Annotated in this window: 22 protein-coding genes and 1 tRNA gene; 11 read left to right on the forward strand and 12 right to left on the reverse strand. The window is 29.9% G+C overall.

The window, feature by feature from the left end; translation table 11 throughout:
• Positions 1–137: 137 nt before the first annotated feature.
• The 3 genes from V8G69_RS07855 (at position 138) to V8G69_RS07865 (ending at position 1,730) form a co-directional block, all read left to right on the forward strand.
• Positions 138–587 (forward strand): GatB/YqeY domain-containing protein, encoded by a 450-nt coding sequence (locus V8G69_RS07855; RefSeq protein WP_394881287.1) that lies wholly within the window; start codon positions 138–140, stop codon positions 585–587.
• Between the two features lie 24 nt (positions 588–611).
• Positions 612–685, forward strand: a tRNA-Arg gene (locus V8G69_RS07860).
• Positions 686–878: 193 nt separating this feature from the next.
• On the forward strand, positions 879–1,730 hold the full coding sequence (locus V8G69_RS07865; protein ID WP_394881288.1) for a zinc-dependent peptidase: 852 nt from the start codon (positions 879–881) through the stop codon (positions 1,728–1,730).
• A 27-nt stretch (positions 1,731–1,757) separates the two neighbouring features.
• Here the strand turns inward: V8G69_RS07865 and V8G69_RS07870 are convergent, their stop codons facing one another.
• The 5 genes from V8G69_RS07870 to V8G69_RS07890 form a co-directional block, all read right to left on the reverse strand.
• Positions 1,758–1,958, reverse strand: coding sequence for a hypothetical protein (locus V8G69_RS07870; protein WP_394881289.1), 201 nt, complete (start codon positions 1,956–1,958; stop codon positions 1,758–1,760).
• Between the two features lie 299 nt (positions 1,959–2,257).
• Positions 2,258–2,920, reverse strand: a complete 663-nt coding sequence (rpe, locus tag V8G69_RS07875) for a ribulose-phosphate 3-epimerase (RefSeq protein WP_394881290.1) — start codon at positions 2,918–2,920, stop codon at positions 2,258–2,260.
• Between the two features lie 136 nt (positions 2,921–3,056).
• Positions 3,057–3,920 carry an RNA polymerase sigma factor RpoD/SigA gene (locus V8G69_RS07880; protein ID WP_100610046.1) on the reverse strand — a complete coding sequence of 288 codons (864 nt, stop codon included), beginning with the start codon at positions 3,918–3,920 and terminating at the stop codon, positions 3,057–3,059.
• Positions 3,921–4,002: 82 nt separating this feature from the next.
• Entirely contained in the window at positions 4,003–4,377 is a 375-nt protein-coding gene (locus V8G69_RS07885; protein ID WP_394881291.1) for a hypothetical protein, read from the reverse strand.
• 67 nt (positions 4,378–4,444) lie between these two features.
• On the reverse strand, positions 4,445–5,446 hold the full coding sequence (locus tag V8G69_RS07890) for a hypothetical protein (RefSeq protein ID WP_394881292.1): 1,002 nt from the start codon (positions 5,444–5,446) through the stop codon (positions 4,445–4,447).
• A gap of 169 nt (positions 5,447–5,615) precedes the next feature.
• Between V8G69_RS07890 and V8G69_RS07895 the strand changes: the two genes are divergently transcribed.
• Together V8G69_RS07895 and V8G69_RS07900 are read left to right on the forward strand one after the other, a co-directional pair.
• On the forward strand, positions 5,616–6,389 hold the full coding sequence (locus V8G69_RS07895) for a hypothetical protein (protein WP_394881293.1): 774 nt from the start codon (positions 5,616–5,618) through the stop codon (positions 6,387–6,389).
• Positions 6,390–6,454: 65 nt separating this feature from the next.
• Positions 6,455–6,937, forward strand: coding sequence for a hypothetical protein (locus tag V8G69_RS07900; protein WP_394881294.1), 483 nt, complete (start codon positions 6,455–6,457; stop codon positions 6,935–6,937).
• 106 nt (positions 6,938–7,043) lie between these two features.
• Here the strand turns inward: V8G69_RS07900 and V8G69_RS07905 are convergent, their stop codons facing one another.
• From V8G69_RS07905 to V8G69_RS07925, 5 genes are all read right to left on the reverse strand, one after another.
• On the reverse strand, positions 7,044–9,308 hold the full coding sequence (locus V8G69_RS07905) for a polyribonucleotide nucleotidyltransferase (protein ID WP_394881295.1): 2,265 nt from the start codon (positions 9,306–9,308) through the stop codon (positions 7,044–7,046).
• A 159-nt stretch (positions 9,309–9,467) separates the two neighbouring features.
• Positions 9,468–9,737: a 30S ribosomal protein S15 gene (gene rpsO, locus V8G69_RS07910; protein WP_394881296.1), complete on the reverse strand. Its 270-nt coding sequence runs from the start codon at positions 9,735–9,737 to the stop codon at positions 9,468–9,470.
• Between the two features lie 112 nt (positions 9,738–9,849).
• Entirely contained in the window at positions 9,850–10,707 is an 858-nt protein-coding gene (gene accD, locus V8G69_RS07915) for an acetyl-CoA carboxylase, carboxyltransferase subunit beta (RefSeq protein ID WP_394881543.1), read from the reverse strand.
• Positions 10,708–10,884: 177 nt separating this feature from the next.
• Positions 10,885–11,952: a class II fructose-bisphosphate aldolase gene (fbaA, locus tag V8G69_RS07920; protein WP_394881297.1), complete on the reverse strand. Its 1,068-nt coding sequence runs from the start codon at positions 11,950–11,952 to the stop codon at positions 10,885–10,887.
• A 133-nt stretch (positions 11,953–12,085) separates the two neighbouring features.
• Positions 12,086–14,635 (reverse strand): BamA/TamA family outer membrane protein, encoded by a 2,550-nt coding sequence (locus tag V8G69_RS07925; protein WP_394881298.1) that lies wholly within the window; start codon positions 14,633–14,635, stop codon positions 12,086–12,088.
• A gap of 284 nt (positions 14,636–14,919) precedes the next feature.
• Between V8G69_RS07925 and V8G69_RS07930 the strand changes: the two genes are divergently transcribed.
• On the forward strand, positions 14,920–15,639 hold the full coding sequence (locus tag V8G69_RS07930; RefSeq protein WP_394881299.1) for a TrmH family RNA methyltransferase: 720 nt from the start codon (positions 14,920–14,922) through the stop codon (positions 15,637–15,639).
• 2 nt (positions 15,640–15,641) lie between these two features.
• Here the strand turns inward: V8G69_RS07930 and V8G69_RS07935 are convergent, their stop codons facing one another.
• Positions 15,642–16,370, reverse strand: coding sequence for a porin family protein (locus V8G69_RS07935; protein ID WP_394881300.1), 729 nt, complete (start codon positions 16,368–16,370; stop codon positions 15,642–15,644).
• Position 16,371: 1 nt separating this feature from the next.
• Complete coding sequence (gene ubiE, locus V8G69_RS07940; protein ID WP_394881301.1) at positions 16,372–17,100, reverse strand: bifunctional demethylmenaquinone methyltransferase/2-methoxy-6-polyprenyl-1,4-benzoquinol methylase UbiE; 729 nt, start codon at positions 17,098–17,100, stop codon at positions 16,372–16,374.
• Positions 17,101–17,294: 194 nt separating this feature from the next.
• Here ubiE and V8G69_RS07945 point away from each other — a divergent pair, with 194 nt between their 5' ends.
• The 5 genes from V8G69_RS07945 to V8G69_RS07965 all read left to right on the forward strand — a co-directional run bounded on the left by V8G69_RS07945 (position 17,295) and on the right by V8G69_RS07965 (position 22,179).
• On the forward strand, positions 17,295–19,049 hold the full coding sequence (locus V8G69_RS07945) for a TrkH family potassium uptake protein (protein WP_394881302.1): 1,755 nt from the start codon (positions 17,295–17,297) through the stop codon (positions 19,047–19,049).
• Between the two features lie 69 nt (positions 19,050–19,118).
• The gene (locus tag V8G69_RS07950) at positions 19,119–19,811 is read left to right on the forward strand and encodes a potassium channel family protein (RefSeq protein WP_394881303.1); all 693 of its coding nucleotides are present in this window, start codon (positions 19,119–19,121) and stop codon (positions 19,809–19,811) included.
• 227 nt (positions 19,812–20,038) lie between these two features.
• Positions 20,039–20,245 carry a hypothetical protein gene (locus V8G69_RS07955; RefSeq protein ID WP_394881304.1) on the forward strand — a complete coding sequence of 69 codons (207 nt, stop codon included), beginning with the start codon at positions 20,039–20,041 and terminating at the stop codon, positions 20,243–20,245.
• A gap of 114 nt (positions 20,246–20,359) precedes the next feature.
• On the forward strand, positions 20,360–21,478 hold the full coding sequence (locus tag V8G69_RS07960) for an AI-2E family transporter (RefSeq protein ID WP_394881305.1): 1,119 nt from the start codon (positions 20,360–20,362) through the stop codon (positions 21,476–21,478).
• Positions 21,479–21,600: 122 nt separating this feature from the next.
• The gene (locus tag V8G69_RS07965) at positions 21,601–22,179 is read left to right on the forward strand and encodes a helix-turn-helix domain-containing protein (protein ID WP_394881306.1); all 579 of its coding nucleotides are present in this window, start codon (positions 21,601–21,603) and stop codon (positions 22,177–22,179) included.
• Positions 22,180–22,181: the final 2 nt, after the last annotated feature.

Raw genomic sequence — 22,181 nt, forward strand, 5'->3', positions numbered from 1 at the left:
CCTACAAATATTTAGTAAACCCGAAAAGTTCCCTCAGCTTTCGGGTTTTTTTATTTATTCAAAATTTTGTAAAAGAGCAAAGGTTCAAAACTTAATTTCTTAGTATCTTCGCATTCTAATAATTATTTACAAAAAAAATGAGTTTACAACAAGATATCATGACCGCAATGAAAATTGCAATGAAGGAGAAGAATACTACAGCTTTAACAGCATTAAGATCTGTAAAATCAGCAATTTTGTTAGCACAAACAGAAACAGGTGCAAGTGATGAATTAACTCAAGAGCAAGAGCTTAAAATACTTCAAAAGCAAGTTAAACAACGTAAGGATAGTGCAGCAATTTATTTAACGCAAGGAAGAGAAGATTTAGCTGAGCCAGAATTAGCAGAAGCAGAAATTATCAGTCAATTTTTGCCAGAAGCTATGACTGAAGAAGAGATTGCAAAAGTTGTTTTGCAAACCATTCAAAAAGTTGGGGCACAAGGCATGAAAGATATGGGTAAAGTAATGGGAATTGTAAGTAGAGAATTGGCAGGAAAAGCAGATGGAAAAACCATCTCAAACATTGTAAAAGAAAACTTATCTTAATATTATCTTTTTTCTAAAAAATAAGGCTGCGTAGTTCAACTGGATAGAATATCAGATTTCGGCTCTGAGGGTTGGGGGTTCGAATCCCTTCGCGGTCACTAATTAAATCCTAATGTATTAAATAATTAATGCGTTAGGATTTTTATTTAATTATGCTTCTTTTCAACAATTAAATTGAAAATTCATTCACTTTTGGCTAAAGTACTTGTGTTATATTTATACTTTTAGTAAAGCATACCATTTTTTGAATTTTTACTTTGTAATTTTAGTAATTAAATAACGTATAATATAATGCTAAGTCTCTTATTAATAGAAAAATATACATTAGGAAGTAAAATTATTCTTGGAATTTTTTTTGCAATACTATTATATATGCTCCTTCAATTTGCTGTCAAATTATTGGAAATGGGTTATGTTTTGAAATATAAAAAACCTTTTTTTGTTCATTTTTATACATTTTTAAGAAAATTAAGTCCACAACAAAAAGACATTTTAAAAAATCAGTTTGCTTTTTATAATAAACTATCTAAAAAAAATAAGAGCTATTTTGAACATAGAGTAGCATCATTTATTAATGATAAAGATTTTATAGGCAGAAACGGTGTAGTTATTACAGATGAGATGAAGGTTTTAATAACATCGACATCGATTATGCTAACTTTTGGCTTTAGAGATTTTTATATTGGTTTGATTAACAAAATAGTTGTGTACCCTGAAAAATTCTATTCAAAAACCAATCAAAACTATCATAAAGGAGAGTTTAACCCAAAACTAAAAGCACTTGTTATTTCTTGGGTAGACTTTAAATTAGGATATCAAATTTCAAAAGATAATATTAACCTTGGAATCCATGAATTTGTACACGCCATACACTTAAATAGCTTAAATGAACGTGATATAAGTTCAACAATCTTTAGTGATACTTTTAAAGAGTTGACAGATACGCTATCAAATAATCCATTATTAAGAAATCAACTAGCAGAATCGCATTACATTAGAAAGTATGCCTTTACCAATCAATTTGAATTTCTTGCTGTTGTAATTGAGAGCTTTATTGAAACACCTCATGAATTTAAAGTTCAATTTCCTGAGGTTTATTTTAAGATAAGACAGATGTTAAATTTTAATTTTGCAGGATATTAAGATATAATAAATTAGTAAATAGTCTTATTATTGACTATTTACCAATTTACCATTTTTAAATTTTCCTAAAATTATAACTTCTTTACTTCTTTCGTATTCCTTTGCAGCGCGAAGCATTTGGTCACTGCTATCTCTTCTAATTTTTACTCCAGTATTTGAATTTTTATTTCTAATTTCAATATAATATCCATCTCTAAGTTCTGCGGGTTTAGTTGCAGGTCTTCCCATAATAAATCAAGCTTTTAAACAATTAAAACCTTTGGGTTTTTAATGTTGTTAATAAATCTAAAAAAAATGATTGTTATAAATCAAGTCACGCAATATAGTTAAAACTTATTCATTTAAAAGAATAAAAACAAGATATAGTATATTATTTAATTATTCCTAAATAGTTGTTATCAATCAAATGAACATAATTTCATTATTTATGGAATTATGTAAACAAGATTTTGTTTAAAAAATTGTTTTAAAAACAGATTTTCTAATTATGAAAAGTTGATGGGTTTTAGCTTCCTTCAAAAAAATATTTATGAATTTGCTACTTCTTTTAAATTTTTAATAGTTTCTAATGGCTTAGCGCTTTTAAATACAAAACTACCGGCTACTAATACATCTGCGCCAGCATCAGTCAATTTTTTAGCATTTGAATTAGAAACACCACCATCGACTTCAATAAGGGTTGAAGCTCCTTTTTTATTAATTAACTCTTTAAGTTGAATGATTTTGTTATAGGTATTTTCAATAAAACTTTGCCCTCCAAAACCTGGGTTAACACTCATAATAAGAACCAAATCTATATCATTAATTGTGTCTTCTAAAACATTAATATTTGTATGCGGATTTAAGGCTACACCAGCTTTCATACCTTCAGCTTTTATGGCTTGAAGCGTTCTATGAAGATGATTACATGCTTCATAATGTACAGTTAAAATATTGCTCCCTAAATCAGCAAACGTTTTAATATATCTGTCAGGATCAATAATCATTAAATGTACATCTACTGGTTTTTTAGTATGCTTTGTTATGGCACTTAAAACTGGCATTCCATATGAAATGTTAGGTACAAAAACGCCATCCATAATATCAATATGAAACCAATCTGCATCACTTTGATTAACCATTTCAATATCTCTTTGAAGATTGCCAAAATCTGCTGCTAAAAGTGAAGGTGCTATAAGTTTAGAACTCATTGTTTAATTTAAATTTGTTTGACAAAAATAGTATAAAAAAACAAACCCTCGGTAATCAGCCGAGGGTTCTTTCATCAATCAAAAAACGAACAGTTATGTTTTAACTGTTTGTAACTGTAATAGAATACAAATATAGTTATCCTAAATAAGTTTTTAAAATTTTACTTCTAGAAGTATGTTTTAATCGTCTAATAGCTTTTTCTTTAATTTGACGAACACGTTCGCGTGTTAAGTCAAATGTTTCACCAATTTCTTCTAAAGTCATTGGGTGTTGATTTCCTAAACCAAAATATAAACGAATAACGTCTGCTTCACGAGGTGTTAAAGTTTCTAAAGCACGTTCAATTTCTGTACGCAACGATTCATGCAATAACTCTCTATCTGGGTTTGGAGATTCTCCACTATTTAAAACGTCGTATAAGTTTGAGTCTTCACCTTCTACTAATGGTGCATCCATACTTACGTGACGACCTGAGTTTTTCATAGACTCTTTAACATCGTTAATAGTCATATCTAACTCTTTTGCAATCTCTTCAGCACTTGGTGGACGCTCGTGTGATTGTTCTAAAAAGGCGAATGTTTTATTGATTTTATTAATAGAACCAATTTTATTTAAAGGTAAACGTACAATACGGGATTGTTCGGCCAATGCTTGAAGAATGGATTGACGAATCCACCAAACAGCATACGAAATGAATTTAAATCCACGAGTTTCATCAAAACGTTGAGCCGCTTTAATTAAACCTAAATTTCCTTCATTAATTAAATCTGGTAGTGTTAAACCTTGGTTTTGATATTGCTTCGCTACCGAAACTACGAAACGTAAATTAGCTTTTGTCAATTTCTCTAAAGCGGCTTGGTCACCAGCCTTAATACGTTGTGCTAATTCTACTTCTTCGTCTGCGGTAATTAAGTCAACTTTTCCAATTTCTTGAAGATATTTATCTAACGAAGCGGTCTCTCTGTTAGTTACCTGCTTCGTAATTTTAAGTTGTCTCATTTAATGTTCTCCTGTAATTTTTTAAGTGAATTTTATTTACTATGTAGTTATACGTAATAAAGATTGTTTTTGTTACAAGAAATTAAATTTTTATTAAATTTTTATTGTTTAAATTAAGTTCGTCCATCATTTCATGGGTAAATTTATAATGGCCTTTGGTTGTGATTATTCTGAATTTATATGATTTTAAATTGCTTAATGCATTTAAAAATAACCATTTAGATTTTAATAGCTTTGGTTTTTCTGATTTTAAACTAAGCTCGAAATAATGCTTTTGCCCTTCTTTTTCAGCAACTATGTCTGGAGTAATATTAATATCACTTCCTACTTTGCTAAAAGATTTAGGTGTCTCATAACCTTCTGTATCCGCTCTAATGTTTTCGTAACCTCTTTTTTCAAGATAGTCTACCGATTCGTTTAAAATATCTGAATATTTTTCTTTGTCTGTATAAGTCATTCTCATAATATAATGAAAATGAGGAGAAAAGCAAGTTTTTAACAAGGTTTAACTTTTGATTTATTTTTTATTCAAAATCAAAAGTGTCATTGTCTAATATAATCCGGTTTCTTAATCTATTAATTTTTTGATGCATTCTATTAAAAAATAGTGACCTGTCTTTTTCGCCTGCATTAACTAATAGTTTAGAAATACTCATTTGTTTTTCAAAAAACTCATACATAAGTTCGCAAGTTGGCTGATGTTCAATTTTAAAATAGCTAATTACAGTAAAAGGTGTAAAGAAGACTTTTTGATAGGGTGTTTTTACCATAATTGTATTACTCATGGTATGAATATCATTAATATATAGATTATAAATAGCTTTGTTTTTTGAACCAAATAAGCATTGTTGAATAGCTTGTTTTTCAATTAGATGAATTACATCTTCAATGTCATTACAAATAAGTAATGCTAATTCTTTTGAAAGTGCACCAGATTCAAAATAATATAAAACTTGCTGTAATGTGCCATTAATTGTGGTGTTGTTCCAAATCTCTGTAATGTTTATGTCCTTATAAACTTCACCTAATTTAAAAGCGCTTTCAAGTAATGAATCTGGTACGCTTTTTATAAAATCATCAAAAGATACCTTGTTTTTTGTCATGGATGTGTCAACATCTTTTAGCCATACGTAAATTTTATAACGTGATAAAAATGAATCTTTTAGTGTGTGAAATAGTGGAATGTCTTTAGCAGAATATATTATAGAAGCACTCTTTAACTTAGTTAAAGGTAAAACATTGTTAAGTGATTGATTTAACCACATTTCAAGACCTTTTTTGTCATGAATAGGAGGTGATAATTCAGTAAGAATTGAGTTTTGATTACCAACCTCAAACAAATTATTTAATGAAATTTTATAGTGTTTTGCTAATTTAACCCCTTCTTCTAGGGTAAGACTTGTTTTTGAGTTAATGCGTCTATATGCGGCATCATAGCCTATATCTAAAACATCAGCTATTTCTTCTACAAATGAAGAGTTATTTTGAGATTTTGACTTTAAGTACTGTATAAATTGCTCTTGCATTTTTTGAGAATTTACAAGTAGGTTTTTGGAAGACTTTGTGAAATTTAAGAAAAATAATTCTAATTATCTGTTTTTTAGTCAAATGGTTATCAAATATTGCAAACTACATTTACTATGCTAACCAGTCATGCTGTTTAATAAAAATACATGATTTTAAAAACAATAAATTATGAAAACTCTAGTCAAATTATTAATAATAGCATTAATGCCTATTTTGAGTTCATGTGGAGTTAAAAGAGTTTATACAACTGCATCCTATGAATCATTGAAATCTTACACAGAAAAAGCTCATTATAATAATGAAAAATCGTCTTCATTTTATGTTGCTGGAGATATAAACTTTGGGAAACATGAACAAGAAAGTGAAAATTTTAATGATAAAACAACTTTAGCTACTTTTAGTATATACCAAAGTATTACAGATAAGCACTATAATTTTTATTATGGACTAGGATCTGGTTTTGGCACATATAGATTTACAAAAGGATTCGAAAACCTTATTGAGGACAAAGAGAAAAAGAACTTTTACAACCTGAATTTTAAAACAGGAATTAACTATACTATGCCTAGACGGGTTATTGATTACAGATTTATTGGTTTGGAAATAGCCTATCACAATGAGTTTGGGCCATATCAAAATAAATTGTCCGACCTGCTAAAATCCAATAATTCTGAATTGTTGATTGTGAATGATAAATCCTTGCTTTCCTTTAATTTATACTCAGAATATGTATTTAAATTCTCTGAAAAGGATGCTTTTACCATAGGTTTTTATTTTGGAGATTTAATCAATCATAAAAAAGTAGAAGCTTATGATTATTCTACAGGCTTTAGTGGGATTACAACTAGCCTAAGGCTAAATAAATATAGCATTAGTTTTGTGACCGAATCTGTTCAAGGAAAAACAAGATCTTCTAAAATTGGACTAACCTATAAGCTTTAATAAAATTAATTACAATAACTAATCAATTAAATATTATGAAAGTACTAAAAAAACAAATCAGATTAATGTCTTTGGCCATAGCTTTGATATTTAGCATTGCTACTAATGCCCAAAATGAAGAAAAAAAGCATGATATATACCTTAGGGTTTATAATTTGATAGGCAAGAAAATAAACAAGGGATCACTTATTTTTATTAATGACTCACTTCTTGGATTAAAAGACGGTAGTAAACAGGCGAATATAAGTTTGCGAGAAATTGGTTTTATAAAAACAAAACGATCAGTGGGTAATAATATGCTTATTAGTGCTGCATCTGGAGCTGCTTTAGGAGCTATCATAGGGGTGTCAACAGCTGATCCAGATTCCTTTCTTGGATATTCTGCAGGTGAGGGCGCATTAGGATTTGGTGCAATAGGGGCTCTAGGTGGCGCAGCTATAGGAGGAATATCTATAGCCTTTAAAAATTCTGAAACATATATAATTGAAGGAGATTTAGTGAAATGGAAAATATTTAAAGAAATGATAGAAAAGACTAGACTCCATTAATATTTAATTAAAATGTAAATTATGCAATCTAATTAAAGTCAATACTTTATTACAACAAAAAAACCGCTTCAAATTTTGAAGCGGTTAAATATTTTAGAAAAAGAAATTAATCTTCTTTCTTGTCTTCTCTAGGTCTTCTGTCATCACGACGGTCATCTCTGCGATTATCACGCCCACGATTATCTCTACCTCTGTTGTTATCACGTCCACCACGATCATTGTTTTCTCTAGGTGGTCTGGCAACATAACCTTCTGGTTTTTCTAACAATGCTTTACGAGATACTTTTTCTTTGCGAGTTTTTGGGTCAACTCCAAAATACTTAACATTAAAAACATCACCCATATTAACCACATCAGAAACATTTTCAGTACGTTCCCATGCTAATTCGCTTACGTGTAATAAAACCTCATTTCCTGGTGCTTGAGTATATTCAACTACAGCTCCAAAATCTAACATTTTAATTACTTTAACTTCATATGTTCCACCAACTTCTGGTTTAAACATTAATGAATCAATTTTAGCTAATACAGCATCAATACCAGCTTGATCTGTTCCTAAAATTTCAACAATGCCCTCTTCGGTAATTGGATCTTCATTAATTACAATAGTTGTTTTTGTGGCTTTTTGTAATTCTTGAATTACTTTTCCACCTGGACCAATTAAAGCTCCAATAAACGCATTAGGAATTACACGTGTTATCATTTTTGGCGCATGTGGTTTAACACTTGCATTTGGTTGAGCTATTGTGTCGGTTAATTTCTTTAAAATATGTAAACGACCTTCACGAGCTTGTTTTAGTGCATTTACTAAAATTTCATAAGAAAGGCCTTTTATTTTAATATCCATTTGGCAAGCAGTAATTCCATCTGCTGTTCCAGTTACTTTAAAGTCCATATCACCTAAATGATCTTCATCACCAAGGATATCACTTAAAACAGCATAACGTTCACCATCAGAAATTAATCCCATGGCAATACCAGAAACAGGTTTTTTAATAGTTACACCAGCATCCATTAAAGCCATAGTACCAGCACAAACTGTTGCCATTGAAGATGAACCATTACTTTCTAATACTTCAGAAACAACACGAACGGTATATGGCCAATCTTTTGGAACCATATTTTTTAAAGCGCGTTGTGCTAAATTTCCATGACCAACTTCACGACGAGAAGTTCCTCTTAAAGGACGAGCTTCACCAGTTGAAAAAGGAGGGAAGTTATAGTGTAAATAAAATGTTTCTTCACCTTGGTAAGTTGGTAAATCTATTTGGTTAGCTTCACGAGAAGTACCTAATGTTACTGTTGCCAAAGCTTGAGTTTCTCCTCTTGTAAAGATTGAAGAACCATGGGTTGAAGGCAAATAATCTACTTCACACCAAATTGGTCTAATCTCTGTTGTTTTACGTCCGTCTAAGCGCAAACCTTCATTTAAAGTTAAATCTCTAACAGCTTTTTTTTCTGCTTTATAGAAATATTTTGATATTAAACTACCAAAATCAGCTAATTCTTCTTCTGAAAAAGTAGCTTTTACTTCTTCTTTTATGGCTTCAAAAGCAGCTCCACGTTCATGTTTTGCTGATGCTTTTTTTGCCACCGCATATACTTTGTCGTAAGCTAAAGCATGTACTTTTTTCTCTAATTCTTCATCTTTTGGTTCAGGCTCATAAGCACGAGTTTCTTTTTTGCCAAAAGCTTCTGCCAAACGAATTTGAGCATCACATTGAATTTTAATGGCTTCATGAGCAAACTTAATAGCATCTGCCATTTCTTCTTCACTACACTCAAGCATTTCACCTTCAACCATCATTACAGAGTCTGCTGAAGCACCAACCATAATATCAATATCAGCTTCTAAAAGAGCAGATCTACTTGGATTGATAACAAACTCTCCATTAATACGTGCTACACGTACTTCTGAAATAGGAGTTTCAAATGGAATATCACTTAATTGAATAGCAGTAGATGCAGCTAAACCAGTTAAAGCATCAGGCATAACTTCTTCATCATGAGACATTAATTGAATCATAACTTGAGTTTCTGCATGATAATCTTTTGGGAAAAGCGGACGTAAAACCCTATCCACTAAACGCATGGTTAAAACTTCATCATCACTTGGTCTTGCTTCTCTTTTAAAGAAACCACCAGGGTAACGACCTGCAGCAGCAAATTTTTCTCTGTAATCTACTGTAAGAGGTAAAAAGTCAATACCAGGACTTGCGTCATAATTTGAAACAACTGTACAAAGTAACATTGCGTTACCCATTTGTACTACAACCGATCCATGAGCTTGTTTTGCTAATTTTCCGGTTTCAATGGAGATTTCTCTTCCATCACTGAGAGTAATTACCTCCCTAAAAACTTTTGGAATCATAATTTTTTAATTCTAATTAAACAATGGTCGTTGTGTTGTTGCAGTAGTTGTTGTTGTGAGACCAATGAAAAACTATAATAAGCTTCTTATTTCGTGTTATTTATCCTCGAACACAAAGAGTATATTTTAAACAAAAAAGAGGCGTGAAGCCTCTTTTTATTATTTTCTTAATCCTAATTCTTTCACTATGGCACGATATCTTAAGATATCTTTTTTAGTTAAGTAATCAAGCAACGATCTGCGTTTACCAACTAATTTTACTAATGAACGCTCAGTATTATAATCTTTACGATTATTTTTTAAGTGCTCAGTTAAGTGATTGATTCTGTGCGTAAATAACGCAATTTGACCTTCAGCTGTACCAGTATCGTTTGAACTTTTACCGTGTTTTGCGAAGATTTCTTCTTTAACTTCTTTTGTTAAATACATGCTAATATTATTATAAATGATTTTTATGTATACGAAAGATTTTCTTTCGAGCGGCAAATATAGTAATAATTAATGATTTACGAATACCTCATTAAAAATAAATACATATAAATTATGCTCGCAATGGTTGATTGGTGATTAAATCAATATATTGATTTAATTTATTTTTTAAATGTTTTCTTTCTGTTATAAAATCCAAGAACCCGTGTTCTAATAAAAATTCAGATGTTTGAAATCCTTCTGGTAAGTCTTGACCAGTAGTATCTTTTACAACTCTTGGACCAGCAAAACCGATTAATGCTCCAGGTTCTGCAATATTAATATCTCCTAACATGGCAAAAGATGCTGTGGTTCCACCAGTTGTAGGATCTGTACATAATGAAATATATGGGATTCCTGCTTCTGCTAATTGCGCTAACTTCACTGAAGTTTTTGCTAATTGCATTAATGATAAAGCGGCTTCCATCATACGTGCTCCTCCAGATTTTGAGATAATCATGAAAGGAATTTTATGTTTCAATGAATAATCTGCAGCTCTAACAATTTTTTCACCAACAACGCTTCCCATGGAGCCACCAATAAAAGCAAAGTCCATACAAGCAATTACTATATCTTTTCCTTTTGATTTACCTACGGCAGCACGAATGGCGTCTTTAAGATGTGTTTTTTCTTGAGCAGATTTTAAACGATCTGGATATTTTTTTGTGTCTTCAAATTTTAAAGGGTCTTTCGATTCTAAATTAGCATCTAACTCTTTAAATTCGTTATTGTCAAAAAGGATTTCAAAATATTCTTTACTTCCAATACGTACGTGATATCCATCTTCTGGACTTACATAGAAATTTTTTTCCAGTTCGTCAGCATCAACAATTTTACCTGTTGGAGATTTATACCATAATCCTTTGGGAGTGTCTTTTTTATCCTGTGTTGTAGTAGTTATTCCTTTTGTTTTTCTTTTAAACCAAGACATAGTAATTCCAGATTTTAGATTTCCGATTGTAGCTATTATCAATCGTTTACATTAAGAATTTTTGCAATACCCATAAAAAGCTGTTAAAAATCAACAGCTTTTTATGGGTAAATGTGCAAAAGCCCGACTACAAAATTAAACCTTTTTTTAATTTTAGTAGTCAAAGCAAAGAAAATATTATAGAGTATCTACATTATTTAAATCGTGGAAGGCTTGTTTTAATCTTTCAACAAAAGTAACTTCACCTGCACGCAACCAAACGCGTGGATCATAATATTTTTTGTTTGGAGAGTCTTCACCTTCAGGATTTCCTATTTGAGATTGTAAGTAAGCTTCATTTTTCTTCATGTAATCACGAATACCACTCATAAACGCATATTGCATGTCTGTATCTATATTCATTTTTACAACACCATAGCTAATACCTTCACGAATTTCTTCAACAGAAGAACCAGAACCACCATGGAAAACAAAATCAATATGATTGTGACCAACTCCGTATTTTTTAGAGATGAAGTCTTGAGAATTTTTTAAGATTTTTGGTGTTAATTTAACATTGCCTGGTTTGTAAACGCCATGAACATTTCCAAAAGCAGCAGCAATTGTGAATTGGTCACTTACTTTACTTAATTCTTCATAAGCATAAGCAACTTCTTCTGGTTGTGTATATAATTTTGAATCGTCAACATCACTATTATCAACACCATCTTCTTCGCCACCAGTAACACCCAATTCAATTTCTAGTGTCATGCCCATTTTGCTCATACGAGCTAAATATTTCTTACATATTTCGATGTTTTCTTCAAGAGGTTCTTCAGAAAGATCAATCATGTGAGAACTGTAAAGAGGCTTACCTGTTTCAGCAAAATGTTTTTCACTGGCATCAAGTAACCCATCGATCCAAGGTAATAGTTTTTTAGCGCAATGGTCTGTATGTAAAATAACTGGAACACCATAAGCTTCAGATAAAGTGTGAACATGTTTAGCTCCTGCAATAGCTCCTGCGATACATGCCTTTTGGTTATCATTACTTAAACCTTTTCCAGCATTAAACTGAGCTCCACCATTTGAAAATTGAATAATTACCGGAGCATTTAAAGCTTTAGCTGTTTCTAAAACACCATTAATAGTGTCTGAACCAATTACGTTTACAGCTGGTAAAGCAAACCCTTTTTCTTTAGCTAATTTGAAAATAGCTTGAACCTCTTTACCTGTAGCAACTCCAGGTTTTATATTATGTCCCATTTTTATTGAATTAGTTTATAAATATTTTTAAAGTCCAAAAGTAATGAAATTTTAATTATATCAATGTGAATTAGAGGACTGAAACATTTAAAATACCACTAAAACGTTATAGTTTAAGTTGGTGTAAAACAAATTAAAAAGGGTAGTTAATACCTATGTTATACACGGCATTTCCAAAATTATAATCATTAAACCATCTGTTCTGATCTTGATAAAAAGGGTCGTAAGTTTTAAATCCTATATCAAAACGAAATATAAAAAAACTAAAGTCGTAACGCAATCCAAAACCTGATCCTACAGCAATATCCTTTAAGGAGTTAAATCCTGAAAAAATAGCCTTTTCATCACTTACTTCGTCCAGTACATTCCAAATATTTCCAGCATCAATAAAAATAGCACCATTAAGGTTTCCAAATAAATTAAAACGCTGTTCTGCACTAAAGGCTAATTTAAAGTTGGCCTCATTAAATTCATTGGAAGTTTCTGAACTTCCTGGACCTAAACTATAGGCAGTCCAAGCACGATTGTCGTTTGCACCTCCAGCAAAGAAACTTTTTGAGAAAGGAATACTGGTCGAATTACCGTAAGGAATGGCGATACCGGCATAGCTTCTAATTGCGAAAACATTTTTTTTGCCTAAATCCCAATGTTTAATGTAATCTAATTCTGTTTTAGCATATTGTGAATAAGCCACATTAAATAATATGTAGCGGTTGTTGCTGTCTTTATTTAAGCCTAAAAGCTTAGAGGCACTAGAAAGTATGTTTCCTGCTAATTCCAGTTTGACTCTAAAAATTGAAAAATTTTCGTCATATAGATTTTGACGTGTGTCTTGAACCAAACTAAAACTTGATGAAAAAATTAAGTTGTTTTCGGTTAGCCTGTTTTTACGTTCGTTTATACTTTTAACTTCTTTATAAGTATCAGGGCTACTTGTTTTGAAACTATTATCAGCTAACACCAATTTTATAAACTCATCAGACTTTGATTTAATTAAAATTGGATTGCCATTATCATCTAAACCAATAAATTCTTGAGGAGTATTGTAAGTATTAAGCGCTATATTTTCTAAATTTCGAAACGAAGTATCATATATATTAAAATAGTTTCCAATATTTAAATTTCTAACATATTGCACATTAAACACGTCCAATCTATTTGTGATGTATTTTGAAGGGCTCCATTTATAATTAAATGTACCACTAAATGTTTGTTTATCTAAACCAACATTAGTTTGACTGGTTGTTGATAAACTAATTCTTGTGCTAGGTGACATATACTTTGGAACAATTCTTTCAGTATTAAAAGGGGAAAATAATCGTGGGATTGTTAATTTTAAATCGGCACCTATTTCATTAATATCAAAAAATCGATTACTGTTTTTTGAGGCATCTTTTGAAGCACCTATCGAACCTATTGCAGATATTTCCAGGGTTTCAGCGCCTCTAAAAATATTCCTAATAGATAAACTAGGGTTTACAGACAATCCTATTGATTGTATGTTGCTTTGAGATACTTCGGTACTAAATCCTAAATTAAACTTTTTAAGTGGTGTTAAAAAAATATCTGCAGATAATGTGGAATCGTCATTTTCAGTGTATTTAATATCTGGATATTTGAAAGTTCGTAATTCACTTAAATATCTGTAAGTGCGTGTTCTGTCAATATCTTTAAAAAGTGTATTTGGTGTTATAAAAACAGCATCTGTTAAAGCTTTTGGCCTAAACCTCATTTTGCCAATACTATACAGTTTATAGTTATTATATTTTATAGAGTCTGTTCTTGTTTCATATCTGTTTTCATAGGTGCCATCTGTAAAAATATTGATATCTTTTACATAATATATTTTAAATGGCTCTCTTAAAATAGTGTCTTGATTTCTTATAGCTCTATCCTGAATTTGAACTTCAACATTTACTTTCTTGTTGGTGTTAACCGTATCCAGTTCAAAAGTTACGTAGTCCTGATTAAAATGATATACACCCTTATTTCTTAATTCTGATGATATACGTTCACGTTCAAGTTGAAAATTTGTTGTTTTATATTGCTCATTTTGTTTTATAAACGAATTTTTTTTAATCAATTCATATAAAGAATCAACCATTGTAGATCGTTTCTTTTTTGTGATGGAATCTATAATGTAAGGCTCGCCTGTCTCTATATGGTAATCAATTTCGGCTAATTGATTGTCTTTCTTGTTGATTGAATACTTAGATTCAACATTAAACCAGCCATTGTTAATATAATAATCGTTAAGTTTTTTAATTGATTTTTTTGTTCTATCCTCATTTACAATAACTGGAGCTTCTCCTGTATTTTTCAGCCAATTATTAAAATGTTTTCTTGAACTTATGTATTTGTTTAATTGTTTTTTAGAAAGGAATGATTCTAGATTACTTCTTTTTTTAGGTCTTCTATCAAGATTAGCATTTATAATAGAGTCAATATTTGGTCTGGCCAAATTATAAATATGTAAGCGTAATGCTGTTTTTAAAATTTTATTATTGGGTTTTTGGTACAATAAGTTATTTAAAGTTTCCGAATTATCTTTTTTCTCATTAACATACACTGTATTTTTTGTAAGTAAGTAGTCGTTTTCAGGAACTCTTTTTACGGCATCACAAGAAATAATTAAACCTGAGGTTATAATTAAAATGAGTATATTTTTAAGTTTAAGTTTCAAGTAATGTTAAAAATTTATAAGTAATGAGGTTTTGTTAATTCTAAATTTAAAAAAATCATGATTACCTTTTAATTGGTATTCAAAAATACATTATTTCATGTGTTTATTTTAATTTTTTTTAAAGGTTACATGCAACATCATATGTTTATCATTCTACTATTGATTATTCTTTTATTCATTGATGTTTCCGCAGAAAAAATATTTAAATAAATAAGGAAGAGTTTATTAAAACAATATTTTTTCATTTTCTTTATATAATAAAAATTAGAATCAGCAATTTAAGAATGCTCTCAAAAAATCAAATAAAATTAATAACGAGTTTAAAGCAAAAAAAATACAGATTACAACATGGGCTTTTTGTTGTTGAAGGTGTTAAAACAATAAATGAGCTTTTGCAATCAGATTTTGAACTTGACATATTATATACGACTGAACCATTCAATATTGATGCCAAAAAAGAAGAATTAATTTCTGAGGATGATTTAAAGCGAATCAGTTTTTTAACCACGCCTAATAAAGCTTTAGCAATTTTTAAAATTCCACAATCAAAACCAATAGATTTTAGTGAATTGATAGTAGCACTTGACGATGTACGAGATCCTGGAAATTTAGGAACCATTATTAGATTGTGTGATTGGTTTGGGGTGAAAAGTTTAGTTTGCAGCCAAGAAACGGTAGATTGTTTTAATCCAAAAGTTATTCAGGCAACTATGGGTTCAATAACAAGGGTTAACGTTTCTTATTTAGATTTGATAGAGTTTTTAAAGGAAACAGATGTGTTAAGTTATGGTACTTTTATGGAAGGAAAATCTGTATATTCAACTAAACTATCGAATAAAGGAATTTTAGTACTAGGAAATGAAGCCAACGGTATTTCAAAAGAAATAGAATCTTTAATCTCTGAAAAGTTAAGTATTCCAAGATTTGGAAATTTACAAGCAACAGAAAGTCTTAATGTAGCAACTGCTACCGCAATTTTTTTAAGCGAATTTAAACGAAGATAGGTTTATTGAAACGTAAAGTTTATAAACATACCTCTTGTTTTCATACTATTTATATTACTTGTCCAAGGGCTGTTTGGGTCTTTATCTCTTACAAGTTCGTCATTAATGCCAAACACTCCTCTAACCGAAGGCGTAAATTTAAAGTTATGCAAATATAAATCAATACCAAAACCTAGTTCGTAAAACAAGGAGTTTTTAGTTGTCCTAAATTGTCCATTACTATTGTCGTCAGGATTGTTTTCATTACTTGAAAGATTTAAAGATGTAGAAAATCCGCCAACAACAAAAGGTTTGAAATTATTAATCCTTTTTGTTGAGAATTTAACCAATAATGGAATATGAATGTAAGTAGATTTAACTTCTCTTATCAAATCATTGTTGTTATATTGAACACCTTGGAAATATTCTGTACTATAATATAATTCTCGGGTTGTAATTAATAGTCCAGGCTCTAAACGTAAATCAATAAAGTTGTTAACTCGTAAATTTCCTATTAAACCAACATTAAAACCTACACTTTTTTTTACATAAATATCCCTTAAATCTTGATTATAATCAAAATTGAAATCATAACTACTAAAACCTAAAAAATAACCCCAACGCAGTAAATTATTATCTGTTGAACCTCTTCCTTGATTGGCATCATAAGTTACTTTTTCTTTAGTAAAAAGTTGAGCATTACTGGTTTGGAATAGTAATAGAAATGAAATTAGGAAAAAAGCTTTTTTCATATTATTGCTTTGTAGATGTATAGATTGTGGCAACTCCAAAAGTTTGCGGAAAATCTTTAACATTAATAAACCCAATTTTTCTTAAAATATTGTTTAAGGCTTCACCATAAGGAAATGCAGATGCAGATTCGCTTAAATAGCCGTAAGCACTTTGATCTTTCGAGAAGATTTTCCCAATAATAGGTAAAATATATTTTGTGTAAAATTTATACCCTTGCTTATATGGCGTTTTTGTGGGAACAGAAGTTTCTAAAATAACAAATATGCCATTTGGTTTTAAAACCCTTAAAATTTCTGAAAGCCCTTTTTCTAAGGTTTCAAAATTCCTTACTCCAAAAGCAACCGTTATTGCATCGAAAGTATCATCCTCAAAAGGTATATTTTCAGAATCAGCCAAAACCATTTCTATGGTTTTTTCTAAACCTTTTTTTGAGATTTTTTGTTTTCCAATCTCAAGCATGCCACTGCTTAAATCTAAGCCAATAATTTTATCGGCTTTTGTTTTGGTTAAGGCAATGGCTAAATCGCCTGTTCCAGTTGCAATATCAAGAATGGTTTTAGGGTTTGTTTTTTCAACAAGTTCTACAACTTTTTTTCTCCATTTAATATCAATACCAAAGGAGATAACTCTGTTTAACCCATCATAATCTTCAGAAATGGTGTCAAACATTTTTGTGACTTGTTCCTTTTTTCCTAAATCACTATTTTTATAAGGCTTTATTTTCGACAAATCTATTTTTTTGGCAAACCTACATATTTATTTTGAATTTAAAATATTAACTTAAATTCAAAATTGTTAGTACTAGAAATTTTTTAAATATATTAAATAACAATAAGCAGCTTAATAACAATTAATTAAATGGACAGTAATTAATTTGTCCGTGTTTATTTTGTTTTATATTTGCTGCTTTTTAAGATTAATAAATGAAACTTAATTTAAAACTATTTTACGCTGTAGCTTTTTTAATAAGTCTATTTGGTGTTTTAGTTTTTCTTGCCGATTTTGGATTTGTTCAAACCGAGCGATCTCAATATTTATTAAACGGATTTTATTTTATTGTATTAATTGTTGGTATTGTTGCTACAGTTTTAAGATACTTAGAGAATAAAAATCAATACAAAAACAAACAGAAGGTTCTAGTATTTGATATTGTTACCGTTGTTTTAAGTTTTGTAATTATACTTATTCATTTTCTGGAAGTTGATAGTGAAAAAAACGCATCGCTGTTCTATAATGACCTTTGGATAAAATTTGCCATCATTTTAACTTTTATAAGGGAGTTTGCAGAGTTAAGATTTAATTTTAAACGCACTGTATTAAATCCTGCACAGCTTTTTATATTAAGTTTTTTGTTTATTATTTTCTTGGGAACATTGCTGTTAATGTTGCCAAAAGCCACTTATAATGGAATTTCATTTATAAATGCTTTGTTTACTTCAACCAGTGCTGTTTGTGTTACAGGACTTATTGTTGAAGATACTGGCACCTATTTTACTTTATTTGGACAGTCTATTATTTTGGTGCTTATTCAGTTGGGTGGTTTGGGTATTTTAACCTTCACAAGTTATTTTAGTTATTTTTTCAAAGGAGGTTCTACCTACGAAAACCAGCTTGCTTTAAGCGACATGAACAGTTCTCAAAAACTTGGAGAGGTGTTTTCTACTTTAAAATATGTATTACTTATTACGTTTTACATTGAAACGTTTTCGGCTATATCTATTTATTTGAGTTTAAATGATTCTTTGTTTAAATCACACGGAGAACAAATTTATTTTTCTGTTTTTCACTCAATATCTGCTTTTTGTAATGCAGGATTTTCTACACTAACAAATAGTTTGTTTGAAACAGGTTTTAAGTATAATTACTATTTGCAATTAGTAATCATTATAACTTTTGTTTTAGGTGGTTTGGGGTTCCCAATAGTTGTAAATATTTTAAACTATTTAAAATATAAAATCTCATTATTAATTAATTTTTCAAAATTAAAGCAAACATATAAGCCTTGGGTATTAAATCTTAATAGTAGAATAACTCTTATCACAACACTAACTTTATCTCTAGTGGGATTTATAGTTTTTTATATTCTTGAATATAATAATACGCTTGCAGAACACAGTGGTTTTGGTAAAATAGTAACAGCATTGTTTGGAGCTACAACACCAAGAACAGCAGGTTTTAATACTGTTGAAATGACCACATTGGCATTTCCAACGTTGATGATGATTCTTTTATTAATGTGGGTAGGAGCCTCACCATCATCAACAGGTGGTGGTATTAAAACAAGTACTTTTGCTATTGCAACATTAAACATATTAAGTTTAGCAAAAGGAAAATCCAGAATTGAGGTTTACAGAAGAGAAATAGCAGATATTTCGGTAAGAAGAGCATTCGCAATTATATCGCTCTCTTTAATTGTTATAGGCATGGGAATTATGCTAATCTCTGTTTTTGATAATGAAAAAGGACTTATGAATATAGCCTTTGAGTGCTTTTCGGCGTATAGTACGGTTGGTTTAAGTTTAGGTATAACTGGAAGTTTATCGATGGTTAGTAAGTTTATCCTAATAGGCATTATGATTGTTGGTAGAGTAGGAATGTTGTCAATTGTTATTGCTATATTTAATAAAGTAAAACATAAAAACTATCGTTATCCAACAGAAGAGATTACAATAAATTAATATCAAATAAAATCCATAAAATGATTAATAAGGTTGTTACTAATAATCATTTATTAAAAATATAAACACATGAAATATATTATAGTTGGGTTAGGAAATTTCGGTGCATCATTAGCTGAAAAATTAACTTCACAAGGAAATGAGGTTATTGGGATAGATACAAGTATGACTAAAGTAGATTTGTATAAAGAAAAGATTTCCCATACAATTTGTATGGATACTACCGATGAATTTACTGTTTCAGGGCTTCCTTTAAAAGACACAGATATTGTTATTATTGCAATTGGGGAAGATCAAGGATCTAATGTAATGTCAACGGCTCTTTTTAAAAACTTTGAGGTAAAAAGATTAATCAGTAGAGCAATTAATCCGTTACATGAAAAAGTATTACAAGCTATTGGTGTTGATGAAATTGTTCATCCGGAAGAAGAAACAGCAGAGCGTTGGGCAAAAAAACTATGTTTAAAAAATGTTGTAGATTCTTTCGAATTGAGTGATGATTTTAGCATTATTGAAGCTAATGTTACAGCAAAATACGTTGGGAAAACCATTAAAGAAGTTGGATTTAGAAATAATTTCAACCTGTTGGTTTTAACAACAATTAAAAAATCGGAGGTAAAGAGCAGTGTAGGGAAAACCACAACAGAATCAAAAGTTCAAGGTGTTGTAACACCAGATTATGTGCTTCAGGAATCTGATATTTTAGTGCTTTATGGTTCTAATAAAGATTTGCAAACTTTTTTAAATCAAAAGAACAATTAATTTAAATTGCATTTTATATTTATAAAGAAAGCCACTAACATGTTAGTGGCTTTTCTTTATAATAAAATAAACTTTTCTAGATTAAATCTCTGGACAACATTAAAATTTCATTAAAGTTTTGTAATAATCTTAAAAAATTATGTAATAATAAACTATACAGGCAAACTTACCTTTGTTTAAAAAGGAGTATGGTACCCTTGTATAATTAATAATTTATTAGAAAGATTATGAATAAGACTATAAAATCTATTCTGTTGGTAATTGGTTTTGGCTTGTTGGTTTATGGGGTTTATACAATGTTTGCTCCTGAATCTTCATTAAGCATTGGCTCATTAGATATAACAACTCAAGATAACACCAATTCATATATAACTATTGGATTAGGATTAGCATCTATTTTTATAAGTTTTATTGGAGGTAAATCTTTAAACTAATTTGAAAAGGAAATGTTAAACTGCCTAAAGTAAATACAGTTCATGAATTATTGGTTGGTTAGTGAACAATGTATGAAATATTCTTTAGGCAGTTTTTTTATGATTAAATGAAATATGAATTCAAAAAACCAAATCACTCACAGTGCTTTTAGTCTGCTTTCGCTCATTGCAGTGGTTTTTATATTATTTATATTAAAGCCATTGATCATGCCCATATTATATGCGTCAATATTGGCCATCATGATATTCCCTGTTCAAATGTTTCTTGAAAAAAAATTGAGATGCAATCGCTTATTTGCGTCTTTGTTCTCAATAACAATAATATTCTGTGTAACTGCCTTATTAGGTATAATGGTCTATTTTCAGCTTAATTCTCTAATCAATAACAGTGAAATCTATATTGCAAAATTAACAACGTTGTACTATAACTTTATAGAATTTACGTATAACACTTTAGGAATTAATAAAGGAAGCTCATTGTTCACAAAAGATTTACGAATTGAAAGTCTGTTAAAAGGGCGCTTCGATAAAATTGGAGAATTCATCTATCAGTCTGGATCTTTGTTCAGTTACTTTGTTTTAATCCCAATTTATCTGTTTTTCTTTTTGTACTACAGACGATTTTTCAGACTCTTTTATTATAAACTATTTAGGAGTAAGCCAAAAGCATTTTTAAACAGAATGATTAGAAAAGTATATAAAATTCAACAAAATTACTTATTGGGATTAATTAAGGTTATTATCATTGTTGGGTGTTTAAATAGCATTGGATTACTTTTATTAGGTATTGGTAACCCATTCTTTTTTGGTTTTTTTGCAGCCTTTTTATTGCTAATACCTTATGTAGGGATTTTTATTGGATCGATATTGCCTGCAATTATTGCGCTGGCAACTAAAGATTCTGCTTGGTATGCTTTTGGTGTTATTGCTATATTTGGTTTTATACAGTTTTTAGAAGGTAATTTCATAACACCTAAAATTACGGGTTCAAAGGTGAGCATTAATCCTTTTATAGCCATCCTGTCTCTTATAGTTTTTTCAATGCTTTGGGGTATTGCTGGTATGATCGTTGCATTGCCGATTACCGCTACATTAAAAATTATTTTTGACAATACACCAGAATACCACGCCTATGGTTTTTTAATAGGAGAATCATTAGATGAGTATTTACAAAGTAAAGCCACAATTCGTTTGAAAAAATGGAAAAAGATTAGAAAAAGTAAGCATGAATAATTTACTTATGTCTTATTTTATATACTTATTGATAACAAGTTAAATATCAAATAAACAGCAATTTATACAAAATCCTTCACTATCTTTACTTATTAGCCTATTAATGAAGGTTAAAATGTTCTATGAAACTATTCTTGAAATTTGATTTTAATACAATCAGCAAAAAAATATTGGAATCTAAATTCAATGAACTCAACTTGGATCACAAAATTTTAGGTTTTGGTGAAGTTGAACTTCTAAAAAAATTAACACCAGCTCAATATTTAGCGCTAAACGAGTCATTAAATGACTATGGAATAGAAATCATAGAAAGTCAGAAAGGTATTTTGGTTCAAAAAATCAAAGACGTTATAATTGATATGGTTTTTAATGAAGATATCCTTGTAAATGTGAAAAGCTCGGTATATTTATCAAAAGAACTAGGACACAGTTATGGTTATCTTTCCAACTTATTTTCTGAAGTTACGTATTCGTCCATAGAAAACTTTATTATCATTCAAAAAATAGAATATTCAAAACAACTCCTTTTAAATACCGAATTAAATTTAACGGAAATTGCATTTAAACTCAATTATTCCAGCGTTGCGCATTTAAGCACTCAATTTAAAAATACTACTGGTATTACGCCTTCTACTTTTCAGCGCATTATTTTTAAAAGAAGAGATATTGCCCAACAAAAAATCAACGAGTTAAATAAATAGTT

The sequence above is a fragment of the Gaetbulibacter sp. M235 genome (genome assembly GCF_043876835.1).
Taxonomy (GTDB): domain Bacteria; phylum Bacteroidota; class Bacteroidia; order Flavobacteriales; family Flavobacteriaceae; genus Yeosuana.